At 61.6% G+C, this 18728-nt stretch carries 18 protein-coding genes; 2 read left to right on the top strand and 16 right to left on the bottom strand.

The features are described from left to right. Positions 1-13 precede the first annotated feature (13 nt). Both OPV09_RS22440 and OPV09_RS22445 read right to left on the bottom strand, forming a co-directional pair. On the bottom strand, positions 14-2215 hold the full coding sequence (locus OPV09_RS22440) for an adenylate/guanylate cyclase domain-containing protein (protein WP_338679410.1): 2202 nt from the start codon (positions 2213-2215) through the stop codon (positions 14-16). A gap of 50 nt (positions 2216-2265) precedes the next feature. After that, positions 2266-3888 carry a GAF and HD-GYP domain-containing protein gene (locus OPV09_RS22445; RefSeq protein ID WP_338679411.1) on the bottom strand — a complete coding sequence of 541 codons (1623 nt, stop codon included), beginning with the start codon at positions 3886-3888 and terminating at the stop codon, positions 2266-2268. Positions 3889-4086: 198 nt separating this feature from the next. Between OPV09_RS22445 and OPV09_RS22450 the strand changes: the two genes are divergently transcribed. After that, a complete protein-coding gene (locus OPV09_RS22450) occupies positions 4087-4983 on the top strand; it encodes an MBL fold metallo-hydrolase (protein ID WP_338679412.1) in 897 nt (298 codons plus the stop codon). Between the two features lie 171 nt (positions 4984-5154). On the opposite strand, the gene OPV09_RS22455 is transcribed toward OPV09_RS22450, so the two are convergent. The 7 genes from OPV09_RS22455 to rpsF form a co-directional block, all read right to left on the bottom strand. Continuing rightward, a complete protein-coding gene (locus OPV09_RS22455; protein WP_034750483.1) occupies positions 5155-6168 on the bottom strand; it encodes an inorganic phosphate transporter in 1014 nt (337 codons plus the stop codon). A gap of 39 nt (positions 6169-6207) precedes the next feature. Then, positions 6208-6834, bottom strand: a complete 627-nt coding sequence (locus tag OPV09_RS22460; RefSeq protein WP_010400015.1) for a DUF47 domain-containing protein — start codon at positions 6832-6834, stop codon at positions 6208-6210. A gap of 92 nt (positions 6835-6926) precedes the next feature. Continuing rightward, the gene (locus tag OPV09_RS22465; protein ID WP_034750488.1) at positions 6927-8312 is read right to left on the bottom strand and encodes a replicative DNA helicase; all 1386 of its coding nucleotides are present in this window, start codon (positions 8310-8312) and stop codon (positions 6927-6929) included. Between the two features lie 135 nt (positions 8313-8447). Further along, entirely contained in the window at positions 8448-8903 is a 456-nt protein-coding gene (gene rplI, locus OPV09_RS22470; protein ID WP_034783456.1) for a 50S ribosomal protein L9, read from the bottom strand. A 27-nt stretch (positions 8904-8930) separates the two neighbouring features. Next, positions 8931-9221, bottom strand: a complete 291-nt coding sequence (rpsR, locus tag OPV09_RS22475; RefSeq protein ID WP_010400024.1) for a 30S ribosomal protein S18 — start codon at positions 9219-9221, stop codon at positions 8931-8933. A gap of 15 nt (positions 9222-9236) precedes the next feature. After that, on the bottom strand, positions 9237-9545 hold the full coding sequence (gene priB, locus OPV09_RS22480; protein WP_071322552.1) for a primosomal replication protein N: 309 nt from the start codon (positions 9543-9545) through the stop codon (positions 9237-9239). 20 nt (positions 9546-9565) lie between these two features. Continuing rightward, on the bottom strand, positions 9566-9958 hold the full coding sequence (gene rpsF, locus OPV09_RS22485; RefSeq protein ID WP_058049076.1) for a 30S ribosomal protein S6: 393 nt from the start codon (positions 9956-9958) through the stop codon (positions 9566-9568). Positions 9959-10233: 275 nt separating this feature from the next. Between rpsF and lexA the strand changes: the two genes are divergently transcribed. Next, positions 10234-10869 (top strand): transcriptional repressor LexA, encoded by a 636-nt coding sequence (gene lexA, locus OPV09_RS22490; protein WP_034750502.1) that lies wholly within the window; start codon positions 10234-10236, stop codon positions 10867-10869. Between the two features lie 89 nt (positions 10870-10958). Here the strand turns inward: lexA and OPV09_RS22495 are convergent, their stop codons facing one another. From OPV09_RS22495 to trpA, 7 genes are all read right to left on the bottom strand, one after another. Then, entirely contained in the window at positions 10959-12200 is a 1242-nt protein-coding gene (locus tag OPV09_RS22495) for a cystathionine gamma-synthase family protein (RefSeq protein ID WP_338679413.1), read from the bottom strand. A 146-nt stretch (positions 12201-12346) separates the two neighbouring features. Beyond that, entirely contained in the window at positions 12347-13870 is a 1524-nt protein-coding gene (gene purF, locus OPV09_RS22500) for an amidophosphoribosyltransferase (RefSeq protein ID WP_034750508.1), read from the bottom strand. A gap of 38 nt (positions 13871-13908) precedes the next feature. Beyond that, on the bottom strand, positions 13909-14397 hold the full coding sequence (locus OPV09_RS22505) for a CvpA family protein (protein WP_034750511.1): 489 nt from the start codon (positions 14395-14397) through the stop codon (positions 13909-13911). A gap of 20 nt (positions 14398-14417) precedes the next feature. Beyond that, positions 14418-15407 (bottom strand): SPOR domain-containing protein, encoded by a 990-nt coding sequence (locus OPV09_RS22510; protein WP_338679414.1) that lies wholly within the window; start codon positions 15405-15407, stop codon positions 14418-14420. 24 nt (positions 15408-15431) lie between these two features. Next, the gene (folC, locus tag OPV09_RS22515; protein WP_034750518.1) at positions 15432-16730 is read right to left on the bottom strand and encodes a bifunctional tetrahydrofolate synthase/dihydrofolate synthase; all 1299 of its coding nucleotides are present in this window, start codon (positions 16728-16730) and stop codon (positions 15432-15434) included. Between the two features lie 101 nt (positions 16731-16831). Then, positions 16832-17704 carry an acetyl-CoA carboxylase, carboxyltransferase subunit beta gene (gene accD, locus OPV09_RS22520; RefSeq protein ID WP_010400390.1) on the bottom strand — a complete coding sequence of 291 codons (873 nt, stop codon included), beginning with the start codon at positions 17702-17704 and terminating at the stop codon, positions 16832-16834. A gap of 198 nt (positions 17705-17902) precedes the next feature. After that, a complete protein-coding gene (gene trpA, locus OPV09_RS22525) occupies positions 17903-18700 on the bottom strand; it encodes a tryptophan synthase subunit alpha (protein ID WP_070303557.1) in 798 nt (265 codons plus the stop codon). Positions 18701-18728: the final 28 nt, after the last annotated feature.

Genomic DNA, 18728 nt, shown 5'->3' on the forward strand with positions numbered 1-18728 from the left:
CGCAATGGCCGGCCTATTTGCTATGCAATTCCGTCACGCCATCCCAGCCGGCGGGCGGCGGCGCGCTCTGGTACTGCTCCAGGCGCGCCGCATACAGCCGGTACAAGCCATCGCCGGGAAAGTCCGCCTGCAAGCGGGCCAGCTGCGCGCCGGCCGCCGCCCAGTCGCTCGCGCGCAGACTGGCCAGCACAGCATGCCAGCGCTCGAGCTGCGCCAGCTCGGCGGCAGGGGCGCCGGCCAGCGGGCAGCGCGGCTCGAAGATGGCCACCGCTTCCTGCTTGCCGACCACTCTGACGCGGTCGAGCTCGCGGTATAGAAAGTCCGGGGCGGCGGCGCGCGTAGCCTCGCCCACGACGATGCCCACGCCATACAGCTTGCTGGCCCCTTCCAGGCGGGCGGCCAGGTTGACGCTGTCGCCCATCACGGTATAGGCGCGGCGGATGCGCGAACCCATGTCGCCCACATGCATGGGTCCCGTATTGATGCCGATGCCGATGCGCAGCGCCGGCCAGCCGCGCGCGCAAAACCGCTGGTTCAGCCGCGCCGCGCTGCCCTGCATCAGCAGGGCGCTGGCCACGGCCCGGCTGGCGTGATCGCTAAAGGCGACGGGCGCGCCCCAGAATGCCATCACGGCGTCGCCGATGTATTTGTCCAGGGTGCCGCCATGGCTGTCGCGGATATCTTCAGACATGGCCGTCAGGTATTCGTTGATATATTCGCGCAGGGCGGCCGGCGCCAGCTGCTCGGAAATGGCAGTGAAACCGCGCACGTCGGCAAACAGCACCGTCAGTTCGCGGTTCTCGCCCTCCATCGTGTAGCGGCGCGGATCGTCGGCCATCTCGGCCACCAGCTCGGGCGCCACGTATTCGCCGAAACGGGCCACCAGCGCGCGTCCCTTGCGCACCTCGAAAAAATAACCCCATGCCAGGTTGGCGATGAACAGCGCAAGGATCAGCAACAGCAGCACGGCGCCGCCCAGCACCAGGTCGTACGCGGCGTACAGATACAAGTTGATGCCGATGACGGCCGCCAGCGCGCCCAGCGTCGCCAGCATCACGCCGGCCGGCGGCAGCACGGCCAGGGCGCCGGCCAGCAGCAGGCCAAACAGCAGGATCTGCACCAGTTCCAATGCCAGCGCATAATCGGGCCGCGCCTTGAAACGCCCGTCGAGCATGGACTTGATCAGGTTGGCGTGCACTTCCACCCCCGGATACTCGGCATTCACGGGCGTGGCGCGGATATCGTTCAAGCCGGGCGCCGTCGTGCCCACCAGCGCGATGGCACCCTTGAGCAGCGCGGGGGGCACCGTGCCGGCCAGCACGTCGGACGCCGACACATAACGGAAGGCGCCGCCATCGGGGCCGCCCGCGCCGCGGTACTCCACCGTCGTCGTCAAGGCTTCGCCCACGGGGATCGCCAGCGCGCCGCGCGGCGTGAACAGCATGATGTGTTCAAGGCCGCCGTTGGCCAGTTCGTGCGCCGACAGGGTATCGGCCGTGCCCGTGAAACGGGGGGCGATGGCGCGCGCCTGCAGGTAGACGGCGACGGTGGCCAGCGACAGCGACGGGTAATAGCTGTCGCCGATGCGCTGCAGCAGGGTCGAGGAACGCACGACGCCATCGGCATCGGTCAGCGCCGTGAAGATGCCGGCGCCTTGCGCGGCCGCCTGCAGGGGCGCGATATTGGCTTCGTAGCCGCGCGCCACGTAGGCCGTCACCGTGCGGCCATTCAGGTCGGCGACGGTAAAGGCGGGCTTGGGCAACACGCCCTTTCTTTGCTGCTCCGAGACGCTGTAGCCGAGTACCACGGGCTGGCCCCGCATGGCCTCGGCGAACAGGCCGTCGTAGTCCATGGCCGGGCGCAGTTTTTCCAGCTGCGCCGGCAAGCCGGCCACGCCCGCCAGTTCGCCCTGCGCCAGTCCTTGCAGCACAGCGTAGCCGGAACTGGTGTCCGCTTCGGGAAACGAAATATCGAAGCCCAGCGCGGCCACGCCGTAATGCCCGGCGAGCTGGCGCACCAGGCGCGCCTGCACATCGCGGCTCCAGGGAAAACGGCCCACCCGGGCCAGGCTTTGCTCATCGATGTCGACGATGACGATGCGGCGGTCGAGCTGCGGCGTTTCCGCGCGCATGCGCCAGTCGCCCAGCATGGCGTCCAGCCGCGCGATATTCTCGTTGCCGGCCAGGCACAGCACGGCCGCCGCCAAGGTCAGCATTATGCCCAGCAGCGTTCGCACCCCATGCCTGCGCCAGGCCAGCGACAGCGTCACGGGGTATAACCCGGAATGGCCGCCTCGTCGACGGCATCGATCTGGCTCGGATGCATGTGCTTTTCAGCGAAGGTCAGATAGACCTTGCTGCGGATGAAAACGTCGAACAGCTCCGGGTCGATATGCCCGTTCAGGCTGAAATTGCCGAGGATGCGCAGCGATTCGGACAGCGACTTGCCCTTCTTGTAGGGCCGGTCGCGCGCCGTCAGCGCCTCGAAAATGTCGGCGATGGCCATCAGGCGCGCCGGCACCGACATCTGCTCTTTCGTCAGTCCCCGTGGATAGCCCTTGCCATCCATGCGCTCATGGTGGCCGCCCGCGTATTCGGGCACCTTTTGCAGGTGCTTGGGCCACGGCAGCGCTTCGAGCATGCGGATCGACACGCTGATATGGTTGTTGACGATGGCCCGCTCGGCCGCCGTCAGCGTGCCGGCGCGGATGGTCAGGTTTTCCGTCTCGTCGGCGTCGAGAAAATCGCGCAGTTCGCCGTCGGCCGCGCGCCAGCGGCGCCTGGCGATCTGCCGCACGCGCTCCTGGTCGGCCTGCGCCATGCTTTCGCCGCCGATATTGACCGTGCGGATGAAGTCCCGCTCTTCGCGCAGCGCCGCCTGCTCCTGCTCCAGTGCGCGGGCGATGGCCTCCTTTTGCAGCGGCTGCGCCGCCTGCTGGCGCAGGGCCGCGATCTCGGCGTCGCGCAGCAGCACTTCGTAGCGCGTGTCAATCAGGGCGATGCGGTCGAAAATGGTTTCCAGCTTGGTGGCCTTGTCGACCACGTGCACGGGCGTGGTGATCTTGCCGCAATCGTGCAGCAGGCCGGCCAGCCACAACTGCTTGCGCTCGTTGTCGCTGAGCCGGAAATCGGCCAGCGGCCCCGTTTGCGTGGCGTGCGCGGCGTCGGCCAGCAGCATCGTCAGCTCGGGCACGAACTGGCAGTGGCGGCCCGTGTACGGCGACTTTTCATCGATGCCGATATTGATCAGGGTCACGAGCGATTCGAGCAGCTCTTCCAGCTGCGAGATCAGCAATTGATTCGTCAGCGCCACGCCCGCCTGCGCGGCCAAGGCCTCGATGAAGCGCTGGTCGGTGGAGGAAAAGGCGCGCACCTGCCCCGTCTCGCCATCCTTGGCATTGACCAGCTGCAGCACGCCGATCAGGTCGCCCTCATGGTCGCTCATGGGCACCGTCAGGATCGATTGCGTGTGGTAGCCGTGGTGGCGGTCGAACTCGCGCATGCCGGAAAAATTGAAGGCCTCGTCGCGGTAGACGTCGGCGATATTCACGCTGCGGCGCATGTTCGCCGCATACGCGGCCACCGATGCCAGGTTCGGCTGGTCCGCGCCATCGAACAGGGGCACGCCAGGCAAGCCCATGTCCGCCCCCTGCGCGATGCCCAGGCTGTCGTTGACGCTGATGTCGAACGCCAGCTGGCGGCCTTCGAGCGCGGGCCGGTACAGGGTGGCGCCATCGGCGCCGCTCATGCTTTTTGCCAGCAGCACGATGCGCTGCAACAGCGCGCCAATGTCGTGTCCCTCGCCGCCCAGGCCGTGGCCGAGCGCGACACTGAGTTCGGTCAATTGCTCCAGTCTGTGGGCGATTTTCTCAGGGTGCAACTGAGGCATATTGGTGGCAATCAGGTAATGGGCAAGCAAAAAAGGGGAAGTCGGCAAGCGCCAGTGTAACGGCCGTCCCGCGCACTGTACATTACTTAGTCACAACAAAATGAAATTACTTTCCGTATCACAACACGCATAAATGTTGCCGCCAATCTCATTAATTAGAATAGAATCAACAATAATTACACTGTAACAAGGTACTGAATGAAATTCACGTTCAGGGGTGTGCGCGGCTCCATCCCCTCCCCCGGCCCGCGCACGGCGCGCTACGGCGGCAACACCACGTGCATCGAAGTGCGCACCGACAACGATAGCCTGATCATTCTCGATGCGGGCAGCGGCATCTTTTCGCTGGCGCAGCAACTGCCGCCGGGCCAGCCCGTCGACGCGCACGTCTTTATCACGCACAGCCATTGGGACCACATCCACGGCTTGCCCATGTTCTCGCCCCTGTTCGTGGCCGGCAACCGCATGCGCCTGCATGGCGCCTTTGACGGCATCAGCGGGCGCGGCATCGAGCACGTGATGGCGGTGCAGCTGCAAGGCAGTTATTTCCCCGTCAGCGAAGCGGCCATGGCGGCCAGCATCGAGTACCGCACCCTGGCGCCGGGCGAAGCCGTCGAGGTGGGCGGCGCGTGCGTGCGCGGCGCGGAAATGAACCATCCCGTCGTCAACCTCGGCTACCGCATCGACTGCGGCGGCGCTTCGCTGTTTTTCAGCGGCGACCATGAACCGTTCTACAACCTGCATCCGCCCGGCCACGCCGAGCATGCGGCGTGCTCAGAGCGCAATGCGCAGCGCCAGGCCCGCATCGATGCGCTCATCGCCGGCGTCGACGCGCTGATCATGGATTGCTCGTACACGCGCGAGGAATACCCGGGCAAACAGGGCTGGGGCCACGGCACCTTCGACGCCGCCTTCGACCTGGCCCTGCGCTGCGGCGCGCGGCGCCTGTACTGCACCCACCACGAACCGACCCGCAGCGACGAGCAGCTCGAAGCCGTGTTTGCCGACGTGATGGGCCGCTACAGCAGCCGTCTCGATGGCCTGCAAGTGTTCCTCGCCAGCGAGGGACTGACGGTGGAACTGGCCAGCGCATAAAAAAAGGGAACCTTTTGGTTCCCTTTTTTATACATGCGCCCAGTTGGCACAAGGCCCTCTGAAAACCGTAGCGAGCAAGCCCGATATCGGATTGAGTAGCGGAGCTGTACTTTAGTACAGTGAGCAACGGAGATTCGATAGTGGGCTGCGCAGTAGGTTTGCAGAGGCGCCTTACATGATGTGGTGGCCAATCCACCAAGCGACTGCTGCAACAAACGCGGAGGCAGGAATCGTGAAGATCCAGGCCCAGACGATATTGCCTGCCACGCCCCAGCGCACGGCCGACATCTTCTGCGACGAGCCGACGCCGACGATGGCGCCCGTGATGGTGTGCGTGGTCGACACGGGAATACCCAGCGCCGTCGAGACGAACAGGGTGATCGCGCCGCCCGTTTCGGCGCAGAAGCCGCCGACCGGTTTGAGCTTGGTGATCTTCTGGCCCATGGTCTTGACGATGCGCCAGCCACCGAACAGGGTGCCAAAGCTGATGGCCGTATAGCACGAGATGATGACCCACATCGGCGGCATGGCGTCGGCCGAACTGGAGTAGCCAGCGGCGATCAGCAGCATCCAGATGATGCCGATGGTTTTTTGCGCATCGTTGCCGCCGTGGCCCAGACTGTAGGCGGCCGCCGAGACCAGTTGCAGACGGCGGAACCACTTGTCGACCTTGCGCGGCGTCGAACGCACGAATATCCATGACACGATCAGCATCATGATGGAGCCGAACACGAAGCCCAGTACCGGTGCGATGACGATGAAGGCGACGGTTTTCCACAGGCCGGCCGCGACCAGCGCACCCGTGCCGGACTTGGCGACAGCTGCGCCCACCAGGCCGCCAATCAGGGCGTGCGAGGACGACGATGGAATGCCGTAGTACCAGGTAAACAAATTCCAGAAGATGGCGCCCATCAGCGCGCCGAAGATCACGTACTGGTCGATCACTGCCGGATCGATGGTGCCCTTGCCTACCGTGGCGGCCACGGTCAGCTGGTGGAACACGAAGATGGCGACAAAGTTGAACGTGGCAGCCATGGCAACCGCGGTCTGCGGTTTCAATACGCCCGTCGAGACCACCGTGGCAATCGCGTTGGCGGCATCGTGGAAGCCGTTCATGAAGTCAAACAGCAGCGCCAGGACGATCAACAGGCCTAGCACGTAGATGCTGATTTGTATGGTCATTATAGTTTCTTTTCTGATTCTGGTTCAGGACAGGCCCAACGCTTACGCGTTTTCGACGATGATGCCTTCGATAATATTGGACACATCTTCGCAACGGTCGGTCACGGTTTCCAGAATTTCGTAGATCGCTTTCAGCTTGATCAGGTTGCGCACGTCCGGTTCGTCGCGGAACAGCTTGGACATGGCGGCGCGCATCACGTGGTCGGCATCCGACTCCAGGCGGTCGATCTCTTCGCAGATGGCGACGATCTTGCGCGAGTTGTCCATGTTATGCAGCATGGCGACGGCATCGCGCACTTTTTCGGTACAGGCCAGCACCAGTTCGGCCAGGCGCTTGGCTTCCGGCGTGACGGCCTTCAGGTCGTACAGCGAGACGGTTTGCGCCGCATCTTCCAGAAGGTCGAGGATGTCGTCCTGGCGCGTGATCAGCTGATGGATGTCATCGCGGTCGATCGGCGTGATGAAGGTCTTGTGCAGCATTTCCACGGTGGCGTAGGTGACTTTGTCCGCCTGTTTCTCGATGCTCTCGATCGCATGCACGCGGTTTTCCAGGTCGTCGAAATTGGTCATCAGGCCGAGCATCTCTTTGGCGCCCTTGACGCACAGTTCCGCGTGCTGGTTAAACAATTCAAAAAACTTGCCCTCAGTGGGCATCAAGCGTCCAAACATGTCATTCTCCGTTAAGCATTGAGTCGTGTTATTTACTACAGAAAGCCGCCCCGCAAGAGGGGGCAGCGATGGGGTGCCAGTGCTGCTGAGTCTTAGTCGCCTTGGTAAAGCGCCAGGCCACCACTGTAATTGCCAAATTTGGTGTACTGCCCCATGAAGGTGAGGCGGATGCTGCCGATTGGACCGTTACGTTGTTTACCGATGATGATCTCGGCCGTTCCCTTGTCTGGCGAGTCGGGGTTATACACCTCGTCGCGGTAAATGAACAGGATCACGTCGGCATCCTGCTCAATAGCGCCCGATTCGCGCAAGTCGGACATGACAGGACGTTTGTTCGGGCGTTGTTCCAGCGAGCGGTTCAGCTGGGACAGCGCGATCACGGGGCAACCAAGTTCTTTCGCCAGGCCTTTCAAGCCCCGCGAAATCTCGGAAATCTCCGTGGCGCGGTTGTCGCCCGGCGTATTGGCCGACATCAGTTGCAAGTAATCGACGATGATCAGGCCCAGCTTGCCGCATTGACGCGACAAGCGGCGCGAGCGGGCGCGCAATTCGATGGAATTGAGCGCTGGCGTTTCATCGATGTACAACTGCGCGTCGTTCATCTTTTGAATGGCGTTCGTCAGGCGCGGCCAGTCTTCGTCGTTCAGGCGGCCAGTACGCAAACGGTGCTGGTCGAGCTGTCCGACGGAGCCGAGCATACGCATGGCCAGCTGGGCGCCGCCCATCTCCATCGAGAACACGGCCACGGGCAAGCCGCTGTCGATGGCCACGTTTTCGCCGATGTTGACGGAAAACGCCGTCTTGCCCATCGAAGGACGGCCCGCCACGATTACCAGGTCGCCCGGCTGCAGACCGGAGGTCATGCGGTCGAGGTCGATGAAACCGGTGGGCACGCCCGTGATTTCACTCTGGTTGTCGCGGCTGTACAGTTCGTCGATGCGTTCGACCACCTGCGTCAGCAGGGGCTGGATGGCGGTCCAGCCCTGGGCGCCGCGCGCGCCTTCTTCGGCGATGGCGAAAATCTTCGATTCGGCCTCGTCAAGCATCTGCTTGACTTCCTTGCCTTGCGGGCTGAAGGCCGTACCGGAGATATCGTCGGCGACGGTGATGAGCTTGCGCAGCACGCCGCGGTCGCGCACGATCTCGGCGTAACGCCGGATGTTCGCGGCCGATGGCGTGTTTTGCGCCATGGCGTTCAGGTAAGCGAGTCCGCCCACGTCATCGGCCTTGCCGAGCTGGGTCAGGGTTTCAAAAACAGTAATGACATCGGCTGGCTTGGAAGCGTTAACCATCTTGACGATTTGCTCGAAGATGATGCGATGGTCATAGCGATAGAAATCCTCCGCATGCATGAAGTCGGCGATGCGGTCATATGCGGCATTGTCGCGCAGCAGACCACCGATGACGGATTGTTCTGCTTCGATCGAATGCGGCGGAATACGGAGGGAATCCAGTTGCGGATCAGAGGGGGCGTTCATGGCGCGAATTATACCCGCTTCGGCGTGATGGCAAAAATAAAGGGCTGAAATTGAGCGAAAAAAAGGCCACAAAAAAGCCGGGCGAACCCGGCTTTTCATAGTGCGGCAATGCTTGCGGGCCAGGCCCGCAGACAATTACGCGTTCGCGTCTGGAACGACAGCGATAACAACTTCCACGACCACGTCGGTGTGCAGAGCAACCGAAACGTTGTGCTCGCCAACGATCTTCAGCGGGCCGGTAGGCATGCGGATTTGTGCTTTTTCAACAGCAAAACCTTGCTTGGTCAGCGCTTCAGCGATGTCGAAGTTGGTGACGGAACCGAACAGACGGCCATCAACACCAGCTTTTTGAGCAACTTGAACGGTCAGGCCGCTCAGTTTTTCGCCCTGGGCTTGCGATGCGGCCAGTTTGGCGGCAGCAGCTTTTTCCAGTTCGGCGCGCTTGACTTCGAATTCAGCCACAGCGGTTGCCGTAGCACGACGTGCCAGGCGTTGCGGGATCAGGAAGTTACGTGCGTAACCGTCTTTGACTTTGACGACTTCGCCGAGGTTACCGACGTTAACAACTTTTTCTAACAGAATGATTTGCATAGTTCTTCTCCAGGAATATCTGACCGATTAAGCGTGGTGCAGATCGGTGTATGGCAGCAGCGCGAGGAAGCGAGCGCGCTTGATTGCGGTGTCAACTTGGCGCTGGTAGTGCGCTTTGGTACCGGTCAGGCGTGCTGGCATGATCTTGCCGTTTTCTTGGACGAAGTCTTTCAGCGTGTCAACGTCTTTGTAGTCGACTTGCTCAACGTGAGCTGCGGTGAAGCGGCAGAACTTCTTGCGTTTGAACAACGGGTTTTGCTGTTTGCGTTTTTCTTTAAGCTTGAGCTTATTTTTGTCGAACTTTTTACCGAATGCCATGTCAGGCTCCTGTATCTAAAATGCGCTAGTCGGGGTGACTGCACTAAAATCAATGATGTGAAACACCAAACTCTTGCTGTTGCGGCTCTTCCTGGCCAGGAAACCCGTGAACTGATACACCCCGCCCAAGCTTGCCTGACTGAACCTGCCTGAGATTTCGCCAGCGGCTAGCGCTGCAACATCAAACTCGGTCAAACGGGCAATCCCTGCTTCCATCTGCTGCGAACTGTGTTGCAATACTGCATTCACAATCGGCAGCCCTGCCGGGGTATAGCGCAATATTTCGCGCTCGGCAATGATGGCGGTTACTTGTAGCTGGTTCAGCGCACGATCCTGGTCAAGAATTAAGCTGCTGCTGCTGCGGCTGGAGCGGCTGCTGGTGCTTCGGTGCGGTGGCTTTTGGCCGCGTCTTCGCGTTGTACCGATTTCATCATCGGCGAAGGAGCTGTTTCAGCTTTCTTCATTTTAACGGTCAGGTGACGCAACACGGCATCATTGAATTTGAATGCTGTTTCCAACTCGACCAGGGTCTCGTTGTCGCATTCGATGTTCAGGCAGATGTAGTGTGCTTTAGGCAGCTTTTGGATCGAGTAAGCCATTTGACGGCGGCCCCAATCTTCCACGCGGTGAACCGAACCGCCGCGGGTGGTTACGCTGGCTTTGTAGCGTTCGATCATCGCGGGCACTTGCTCGCTTTGGTCCGGATGGACGATAAAGACTATTTCATAATGACGCATGCAAACTCCTTCAGGTCGGATTGATAATCGCCCACCCCGGCGTCAAGACGGGTGTGGGAAGGTCAGCCGAAGATTATAACCGTCTTTTGCAAACGTTTCAATCATTCCTTCCACAAGCGCCTGAAAAGCCCGTGCGCCGCCGTGCTTTCCGGCCGCGGACAAGTATTTCTTGCGAAATTCGCCCAAAACACGGAAATCCCCTTGCATAGTGGGCGATACTGTACAAAAATACAGACTGTTCATATAGACAGCATTTTAGTATGCACCCACCGCTCATGATCAAGCTGACAGCACGACAAGAACAAATCCTGAACCTGATCAAGGACGCGATTGAAAACACGGGCTTTCCTCCCACCCGTGCCGAAATCGCCAATGAACTGGGTTTCAAATCGGCCAATGCGGCCGAAGAGCATTTGCAGGCCCTGGCCCGCAAGGGCGCGATCGAGATTTCGCCCGGCACCTCGCGCGGCATCCGCCTGATCGGTGCGGCCGCCGAAGCGCCGCCGTCGAAAGTGCCGGCAGCCCTGCTGATGTCGCTGCCCCTGATCGGCCGGGTGGCGGCAGGCTCGCCCATCCTGGCCCAGGAAAACCTGGAAGCGAGCTACAACGTCGACCCGGCCCTGTTCTCGGCCAAACCCGACTTCCTGCTGAAGGTGCGCGGCTGGTCCATGCGCGACGCCGGCATCATGGATGGCGACTTGCTGGCCGTGAAAAAGGTCGACAGCGCCAAGAATGGCCAGATCGTCGTCGCCCGCATCGGCGACGAAGTCACCGTCAAGCGCTACAAGAAGACGGGCTCCGTCATCGAACTGCTGCCGGAAAATCCGGACTTCAAGGTGATCACCGTGTCACCGGAAGATGAATTCGCCCTGGAAGGTTTGGCGGTAGGCTTGATGCGCAGCTGGCATTAAACTGCATGCTGGGGTCAGACCCGCCGGGTCTGACCCCAGTTTTTAGTTTGCCTCACAACTGGCACATGGCCTAATCACCAACACCGCTCTCAGCCCTCCAACGCTCCTCGGAAATCCTCAAGCAGATCCGCCTCGTCCTCAATACCGACGGACACGCGGATCAGCGATTCGGCGATGCCCATGCTGGCGCGGCGCTCGGCACCCATCTCGTAGAAAATCGTGTGGGCGACGGGAATGACCAGGGTGCGCGTGTCGCCGAGGTTGCTGGCGGGAATGGCAAGATTGAGACGATTGAGGAAATCGAAGCAGTCGATGCCATCTTTCAGCTCAAAGCTGAACAACGAGCCATAGCTGCGGAACAAGTCGGTGGCCAGCGCATGCTGCGGGTGCGACGCCAGGCCAGGATAATGCACGGCCGCCACTCTTGGATCCGCCTGCAGCATGGTGGCCAGCGCCAAAGCGTTCGAGCAGGTGCGATCCATGCGCAAGGCCATGGTTTCCGCGCCGACGGCGATATGATGCGCAGCTTCCGGCCCCAGCGAGGCGCCGAAGTCGCGCAAAGCCTTGGCACGGATTTGCGCGATGCCCCACTGCGCGGGCGCCGCCTTCTTGTAGTTCTCGAAAATGTTCGGATACTGCGTCCAGTCGAACACGCCCGTGTCCGTCAAGCTGCCGCCCAGGGCATTGCCGTGGCCGCCGATGGATTTCGTCAAGGCATTGACCACCAGGCCCGCGCCCACGGCTTTCGGGCGGAACAGATATGGCGTCGTCATCGTGTTGTCGACGATGTACAAGATGCCCTTCTCATGGCACAAGTCGCCGATTTTCTTCAGGTCAGCGATTTGCGTGCGCGGATTGGCGATGGTTTCCACAAACACGATGCGCGTGGCCGGCGTGATGGCCGCGGCCACATTGGCTACATCGGTGGCGTCGACGAACGACACGCCGATGCCCTGCCCCGTCACTGTTTGCCACAGGCTGTTGGTGTTGCCAAACAAAAAGGCCGACGACACGACATGGTCGCCCGCGCGCAGCAACGATTGCACCACGGCGCCGATGGCGCCCATGCCGGTGGCGAAGCACAAAGTCGCCACGGCGTCTTCCATCTTGTTGACCTTGTCTTCCAGCGCGGAGACGGTCGGGTTGCCTTGGCGGCCATAACGGAAGCCCGGCTCCTTGCCCTGGAACACGGACGCGAGCTGGCGCGCATCGGCGTAACCGAAGGCAACGGAAGTATGCACGGGCTTGTGCAGCGAGCCGTGTTCGATACCCTTGCGGCGGTCGTTGTGCAGGATGGTGGTGGTGAAGCCGTAGGTTTTTTTGTTGGTCATGGTGGAAGTTCCAAATACTCGTCTTGCCGCTTAACCCAAGGCAAGTGCTGGGGTCAGTCCCTCCGGGATCGGAATGCGCACCACTGGCGCGCATGCCCCCGACGGGTCTGACCCCAAAAAAAGCCCGGCAATAGCCGGGCCCAGTATCAAGCCTCGGTAGTAGCGAGGTTCAGGTTCAGCTGGGAACGCGGCGTATCTTCGGGCGCTGCCGCCTTCGGATGGTGGCGCGCATATTCCAGGCGGTCCAGGTATTCCTGCGACACGTCGCCCGTCACGTACACGCCATCGAAGCACGATGCCTCGAAGTTCGTCAAGGCCGGGTTGACGTCGGCGATCGCCTGCTTCAGCGCGCCGATATCCTGGTACACGAGGTAGTCGGCCGTGATTTCGCGGCACACTTCTTCCGTCGTGCGGCCGTAGGCGATCAGCTCGTCGCGCGTCGGCATGTCGATGCCGTACACGTTCGGGTAGATCACCGGTGGCGCGGCCGAGGCGAAGATGACCTTCGTCGCGCCCGCTTCACGCGCCATCTGCACGATTTCACGGCTGGTGGTGCCGCGCACGATGGAATCGTCGACCAGCAGCACCACTTTATCCTTGAATTCGGACGGGATCGCGTTGAGCTTCTGGCGCACGGATTTCTTGCGTGCCGCCTGGCCCGGCATGATGAAGGTACGGCCGATGTAGCGGTTCTTGATGAAGCCTTCGCGGTACTCGATGTTCAACGCCATGGCCAGCTGGATGGCGGCCGGACGCGAGGAATCGGGAATCGGCATGACCACGTCGATATGCACGCCTGGCAATTCGGCGCGGATCTTCTCGGCCAGGTATTCGCCCATTTTCAGGCGCGTGGCGTACACGGAAGCGCCGTCGATGACGGAGTCGGGACGGGCCAGATAGACGAATTCGAACACGCACGGGTTCAGGCTGGCATTATCGGCGCACTGGGCGCTGTGCAATTTCTTGTCGGCATCGATGAAGACGGCTTCGCCGGGACCGATGTCGCGCACGAAGCGGAAGCCCATGCCTTCCAGGGCTACGGATTCGGAAGCGATCAGGTATTCGGGCCCCTGCTCCGTTTCATTGATGCCCAGGCACAGCGGACGGATGCCGTGCGGGTCGCGGAAGGCCAGCAAGCCCACGCCGGCGATTTGCGCAACGGCGGCGTAACCGCCCTTGACGCGGCGGTTCAGCACGGTAACGGCCTTGAAGATGGCTTCCGGGTCCAGGTTCAGGCCCGTCGTCGCTTCCTGGATTTCATGCGCCAGCACGTTGAGCAGCACTTCCGAATCGGAATCGGTATTGATGTGGCGGCGGTCGTTCTTGAACATTTCCAGCTTCAACTGTTCCCAGTTGGTCAGGTTGCCATTGTGCGCCAGGGTGATGCCGAACGGCGCATTCACATAGAACGGTTGTGCTTCCTCTTCGCTCGACGAACCGGCCGTCGGGTAGCGGCAATGGCCGATGCCCGTTGTGCCTTGCAGCGAACGCATGTTGCGCGTACGGAAGACGTCACGCACGAGGCCGTTGGCTTTGTGCATGGAAAACATACTGCTGTGATTGGTCGCAATCCCTGCCGCGTCCTGACCGCGATGTTGCAGGAGCAACAATGCATCATAGAGCAATTGATTGACAGGTTGATGGGAAACGACGCCGACGATGCCACACATGGTGTGCTCCTAAACTGTGCTACTGATTTTAAAAAAATTCAAAATTTCACATGCTGCGCGTAAGCGGCAGGCAGATAAGGCTTGATGGCGCGCGCGCCCTGCTCCGCGAGCGGGCTGAACTGCGCGTTTTTCCAGAATGGCTGCTGCGGTATGGACGTCATGCCACACAAGATGACGGCGGTCAGCACGATCACAAGACCCCGCGCCACGCCGAACAGGGTGCCCAGGGTGCGGTCAGCCAGGCTCAGGCCCGTCACCTTGACGAGCGCGTCGACCGTCATGGACAGCAATCCCATCAAAATGCGCACGCCGATGAACAGCACGACGAAAGCCAGCAACAAACGGATGGCTTCGCCAGGCACGGCTTCCGGCAGGAATTTCGCCAGGGTGGCGCCATACGCATTGGCAATGACGAACGCCACGATCCAGCTGACCAATGACAGTATTTCCTTGACCAGGCCACGCATCATGCTGATCAGCACGGACGTCACCAGCACGAACAGCACCAGGTAATCGAAGATCGTCACGCGCGTTCAGCCTTGCAACATCACGCCGGTACCAGGCTGCCGCCCAGGCCCAGCTTTTGCAGCTTGGCGCGGGTCTTTTCAGCGTCTTCGCGGCTGCCGAATGGCCCCACGCGCACGCGGATGCGCTCGCCCGCCGGGCTCGAGACTTTCTGCGTGTACGACTTGATGCCCGCATCGCGCAGCTTGTCCTGCAATTCGTCGACCTTGTCCTGCGTCGCCAGGGCCGCTACCTGCACCACGAACTTGCCGCTGCCCGCGTCATGCGCCTTTTCCTGTGCTTTCTCTTGCGGCTTGCCTTCCAGAATCGCCAGCGCGCGCGCGGCATCGTCAGCCGATTGCGCCGGCTTGGCAGGCTTCGGCTCGGGCTTGGTTTCCGGCTTTACTTCATGCTTGGGCTCAGGCTTGGGTTCGGGCTTGGACTCGTGTTTCGGCTCGGGCTTGGTTTCGTGTTTCGGTTCAGGTTTCGGCTCCACCTTGACCGGCTTCGGTTCAGGCTTGGGCTCGGGTTTCGGTTCCACATAGGTCGGCTTGACCGGTGCAGGCTGGGCGGCCGCCAGCACGGGCGCCGGTGTCGGTGCAGGAGTCGGCTTGGCCGCAGGCGGCAACGGCGCGTCGACGATTTCCTCGGACTGGTCCAGGCCATTCGATGCGGCCTGGGCCGGGACAGCCGGCACGGGCGCCGGTGCAGGCGCGACGGCCTTTTCCTTCGACGGAATGTCGATGGCGATATCGTTGAACGGCGCCTTCGGCTCGGAGTCGAGCAGCATCGGCAAGCCGACAGCCACGCCCAGGGCCAGGGCAATGGCCCCGACCAGGCGGCGGCGTGCGCGCTTTTTTTCAGGCAAGACCGGGTCCGGCGCTTCCTTGCCGCCACGGCGCGATCCGCCGCCACCGGCGGTGTTGGCTGCGCGCTTGCGGGTCGGCGACTGTGCTTCGCCAGGGACATAAAAGCCGCTGTCTTCGCCAGAGGATTCTTGCTTGTTTTTAAACAGTTTCGAGAACAAGCCCATGCGTGATTTTCAGTCGAGTGCGTTTCAGTGAAGTGAGGATTTTCGGGCCTTCATCACGCCGGCAACGGTGAGGAAAGAACCAAAGACCACAATTCTATCATTCTCACCGGCCCGGCTCATTGCATTTGCAAAAGCTTGTGCCGGATCATCGAAAATAGACACAGTATGTTCGCTGCTGTCGGGCTTATCTTCGAGCATGATCTGCACCTTGGCGGCCAGCTCCGAAGCCGTGGCCGCGCGCGGCGAAGGCAATCCCGTCAGGCACCAGTGGTCGACGTGTTCGCTCATCGCGGCCAATACGCCATCGATATCCTTGTCCTGCATGGAGCCAAACACGGCATAGGTGTACGGGTGGAAACCCATATTGCCGAGGTTCTGGTTCAGCGCCGACGCCGCGTGGGGATTGTGCGCCACGTCGAGGATCACGCTGGGGCGGCCAGGCAAGACCTGGAAGCGGCCCGGCAGTTCCACCGTCACGAGGCCCGTGCGCACTTCCTGCGCGCCCACTGGCAGTTTCAGCTTCAGCACTTCCAGCGCGGCCAGCACGGCCGTCGCATTGAGGATCTGGTTGGCGCCGCGCAAGCTTGGATACGCGAGCGAATTGCGGCGCTGCTCGCGTCCGCCGTAGTTCCACTGCTGCTTGTCGCCCGAATAATTGAAATCGCGGCCCATCAGCCACAGGTCGGCGCCGATGGCTTCGGCATGGTCGATCAACGATTGCGGCGGCACGGGGTCGCTGCAGATGGCCGCCTTGCCAGGACGGAAGATGCCGGCCTTTTCAAAGCCGATCGCTTCGCGCGTGTCGCCCAGGTAATCCGTGTGGTCGATATCGACGCTGGTGACGATGGCGACATCCGCGTCGATCACGTTGACGGCGTCGAGGCGCCCGCCCAGGCCCACTTCCAGGATGGCCACGTCCAGCTTCGCCTGCGACAGCAGGTGCAAAATCGCCAGGGTGGTGAATTCGAAATACGTGAGCGGCGTGTCGCCGCGCACGGCTTCAACGGCATTGAAGCTGGCGACAATCTGCTCATCGCTGGCCATCTCGCCCAGCACGCGGGCGCGTTCGTTAAAATCGAGAAAATGCGGCTTGATGTACAGCCCCACTTTGTAGCCGGCACGCAACAGTACCGATTCCAGCATGGCACAGGTGGAACCCTTGCCATTCGTGCCCGCCACCATGATCACGGGGCAAGTAAAAGCCAGCTGCATGCGCGCCTTGACGGCTTGCACGCGGTCCAGGCCCATGTTGATCTGGGTTTCCGAATGGCGGGTTTCCAGCATGGCGAGCCAGTCCGGCAAGGTGGTGGGGAGGTTTTGCATGGGAGACTTCTTGATGAGGAGACAGTGCGCGAGGCGCGGAGACGGTGTTGCGTGGCAACCGGGCGGGTCCGCAGGACACCGCCCGGCCTGATACTTTGGCGTTACGCCAGGACTTCCACAGCCTGGTTTTGCAACAAGGCCAGCAGACGGGCGATTTCTTCGCGCATCTTGCGGCGGTCGACGATCATGTCGACGGCGCCCTTGGTGACGAGGAACTCGGCGCGCTGGAAGCCTTCCGGCAGTTTTTCTCGCACGGTGTTTTCAATCACGCGCGGGCCGGCAAAGCCGATCAGCGCTTTCGGTTCGGCGATCACGACGTCGCCCATGAAGGCGAACGAGGCGGACACGCCGCCCATGGTCGGGTCGGTCAGCACGCTGATGAATGGCAATTTCTTTTCGGACAGCTTGGTCAGCATGGCCGTGGTTTTTGCCATCTGCATCAGGGACAGCAAGCCTTCCTGCATGCGCGCGCCACCGGTGGCGGTGATGCAAATGAACGGCACTTTCTGTTCCAGCGCGATTTGCGCACCGCGCACGAAGCGCTCGCCCACGACGGAGCCCATGGAGCCGCCCATGAATTCGAATTCGAAGCACGCCACGACCACCGGCAGGCTCATGATGGCGCCGCCCATGACGACCATCGCATCCGTCTCGCCCGTCGCTTCCATGGCGGACTTCAGGCGGTCCGGGTATTTCTTGCTGTCCTTGAATTTCAAGGTATCGACGGGCAGGATTTCCTGGCCGATTTCATAGCGGCCGCCCGCGTCGAGCAGGCTGTCGAGGCGTTCACGCGCGCGGATGCGCATGTGATGGTCGCATTTCGGGCACACGTGCAGATTCGATTCCAGGTCCGTACGGTACAGCACGGCTTCGCACGACGGGCACTTGACCCACAGGCCTTCCGGCATGGTCTTGCGCGCGGCAGCATCAGAACGCTGGATGCGCGGTGGCAGCAGTTTTTCCAACCAACTCATATTTTCTCCTTGGGCCCTTGTAGGGGTAGCGTCGGTGGACGCCCCCGGCAGACGGTAAACGGCGACACCCCCATAGGGCGCCACCAGAAATTTTATCTATTGCACAATTACAGGCAAATCAGTGGCCGAAGTGTAGCCGTTTATCGCCGGGCTGTCGAACTTTGCCGCCAACGCATCTTGCGTAAACAGCAAGCTTGCTCAGGCGTCCAGTGCGGCGCGGATGCCTGCCGTGAAGCTGCGCACGGCGTCGACGGCGCCGCCCTCCGGGGCATTTTCAATTTCCTGGATGATGCGGCTGCCGATCACTACGGCATCGGCCACCTTGGCAACGGCCTTGGCCGTGGCGCCATCGCGGATGCCGAAGCCCACGCCGATAGGTAATTTTACATGCTGGCGGATGGCGGCGAGGCGCTCGGCCACCTGTTCCGTATCAATGTTGCCGGCGCCCGTGACGCCCTTGAGCGACACATAATAGCTGAAGCCGCCGCCGACCTTGGCCACTTGCGCGATGCGCTCTTCCGTCGAAGTCGGTGCCAGCAGGAAAATCAGGTCGAGGCCAGCTTCGCGCATGGCGCCGGCAAATTCCTCGCACTCTTCCGGCGGATAATCGACGACGATGGCGCCGTCGGCGCCGGCCGCTTGTGCCGCTGCAATGAACGCGGCGCTGCCGATGCGCTCGATGGGGTTCGCATAGCCCATCAGCACCACGGGCGTCGTCTGGTTCGTCTCGCGGAACTGGCGCACATAGCCGAACACGTCGTGGATGCCGACATTGAATTTCAGGGCCCGTTCGCAGGCGCGCTGGATGACGGGGCCTTCGGCCATGGGGTCGGAAAACGGCACGCCCAGTTCCAGCACATCGGCGCCGCCCTCGACGAGCGCGTGCATCAGCGGCACGGTGGCGTCGGGGCCGGGGTCGCCGGCGGTGATGAAGGTGACCAGGCCGGTCTTGTTGTTCGATTTTAAAGTGGCGAAGGTGGTGGCGATACGGGACATGGGATGCTTTCTTTATCGGTGGAGAGTG

It is taken from the genome of Janthinobacterium sp. TB1-E2 (genome assembly GCF_036885605.1).
Classification (GTDB): domain Bacteria; phylum Pseudomonadota; class Gammaproteobacteria; order Burkholderiales; family Burkholderiaceae_D; genus Janthinobacterium; species Janthinobacterium aestuarii.

Excerpts from the sequence above, each read along its gene's own strand:
- OPV09_RS22440 (WP_338679410.1), bottom strand. The coding sequence starts at position 2,215 with ATGCTGACCTTGGCGGCGGCCGTGCTGTGCCTGGCCGGCAACGAGAAT.
- OPV09_RS22445 (WP_338679411.1), bottom strand. The coding sequence starts at position 3,888 with ATGCCTCAGTTGCACCCTGAGAAAATCGCCCACAGACTGGAGCAATTG.
- OPV09_RS22450 (WP_338679412.1), top strand. The coding sequence starts at position 4,087 with ATGAAATTCACGTTCAGGGGTGTGCGCGGCTCCATCCCCTCCCCCGGC.
- OPV09_RS22460 (WP_010400015.1), bottom strand. The coding sequence starts at position 6,834 with ATGTTTGGACGCTTGATGCCCACTGAGGGCAAGTTTTTTGAATTGTTT.
- OPV09_RS22465 (WP_034750488.1), bottom strand. The coding sequence starts at position 8,312 with ATGAACGCCCCCTCTGATCCGCAACTGGATTCCCTCCGTATTCCGCCG.
- rplI (WP_034783456.1), bottom strand. The coding sequence starts at position 8,903 with ATGCAAATCATTCTGTTAGAAAAAGTTGTTAACGTCGGTAACCTCGGC.
- rpsR (WP_010400024.1), bottom strand. The coding sequence starts at position 9,221 with ATGGCATTCGGTAAAAAGTTCGACAAAAATAAGCTCAAGCTTAAAGAA.
- rpsF (WP_058049076.1), bottom strand. The coding sequence starts at position 9,958 with ATGCGTCATTATGAAATAGTCTTTATCGTCCATCCGGACCAAAGCGAG.
- lexA (WP_034750502.1), top strand. The coding sequence starts at position 10,234 with ATGATCAAGCTGACAGCACGACAAGAACAAATCCTGAACCTGATCAAG.
- OPV09_RS22495 (WP_338679413.1), bottom strand. The coding sequence starts at position 12,200 with ATGACCAACAAAAAAACCTACGGCTTCACCACCACCATCCTGCACAAC.
- purF (WP_034750508.1), bottom strand. The coding sequence starts at position 13,870 with ATGTGTGGCATCGTCGGCGTCGTTTCCCATCAACCTGTCAATCAATTG.
- OPV09_RS22510 (WP_338679414.1), bottom strand. The coding sequence starts at position 15,407 with ATGGGCTTGTTCTCGAAACTGTTTAAAAACAAGCAAGAATCCTCTGGC.
- folC (WP_034750518.1), bottom strand. The coding sequence starts at position 16,730 with ATGCAAAACCTCCCCACCACCTTGCCGGACTGGCTCGCCATGCTGGAA.
- accD (WP_010400390.1), bottom strand. The coding sequence starts at position 17,704 with ATGAGTTGGTTGGAAAAACTGCTGCCACCGCGCATCCAGCGTTCTGAT.
- trpA (WP_070303557.1), bottom strand. The coding sequence starts at position 18,700 with ATGTCCCGTATCGCCACCACCTTCGCCACTTTAAAATCGAACAACAAG.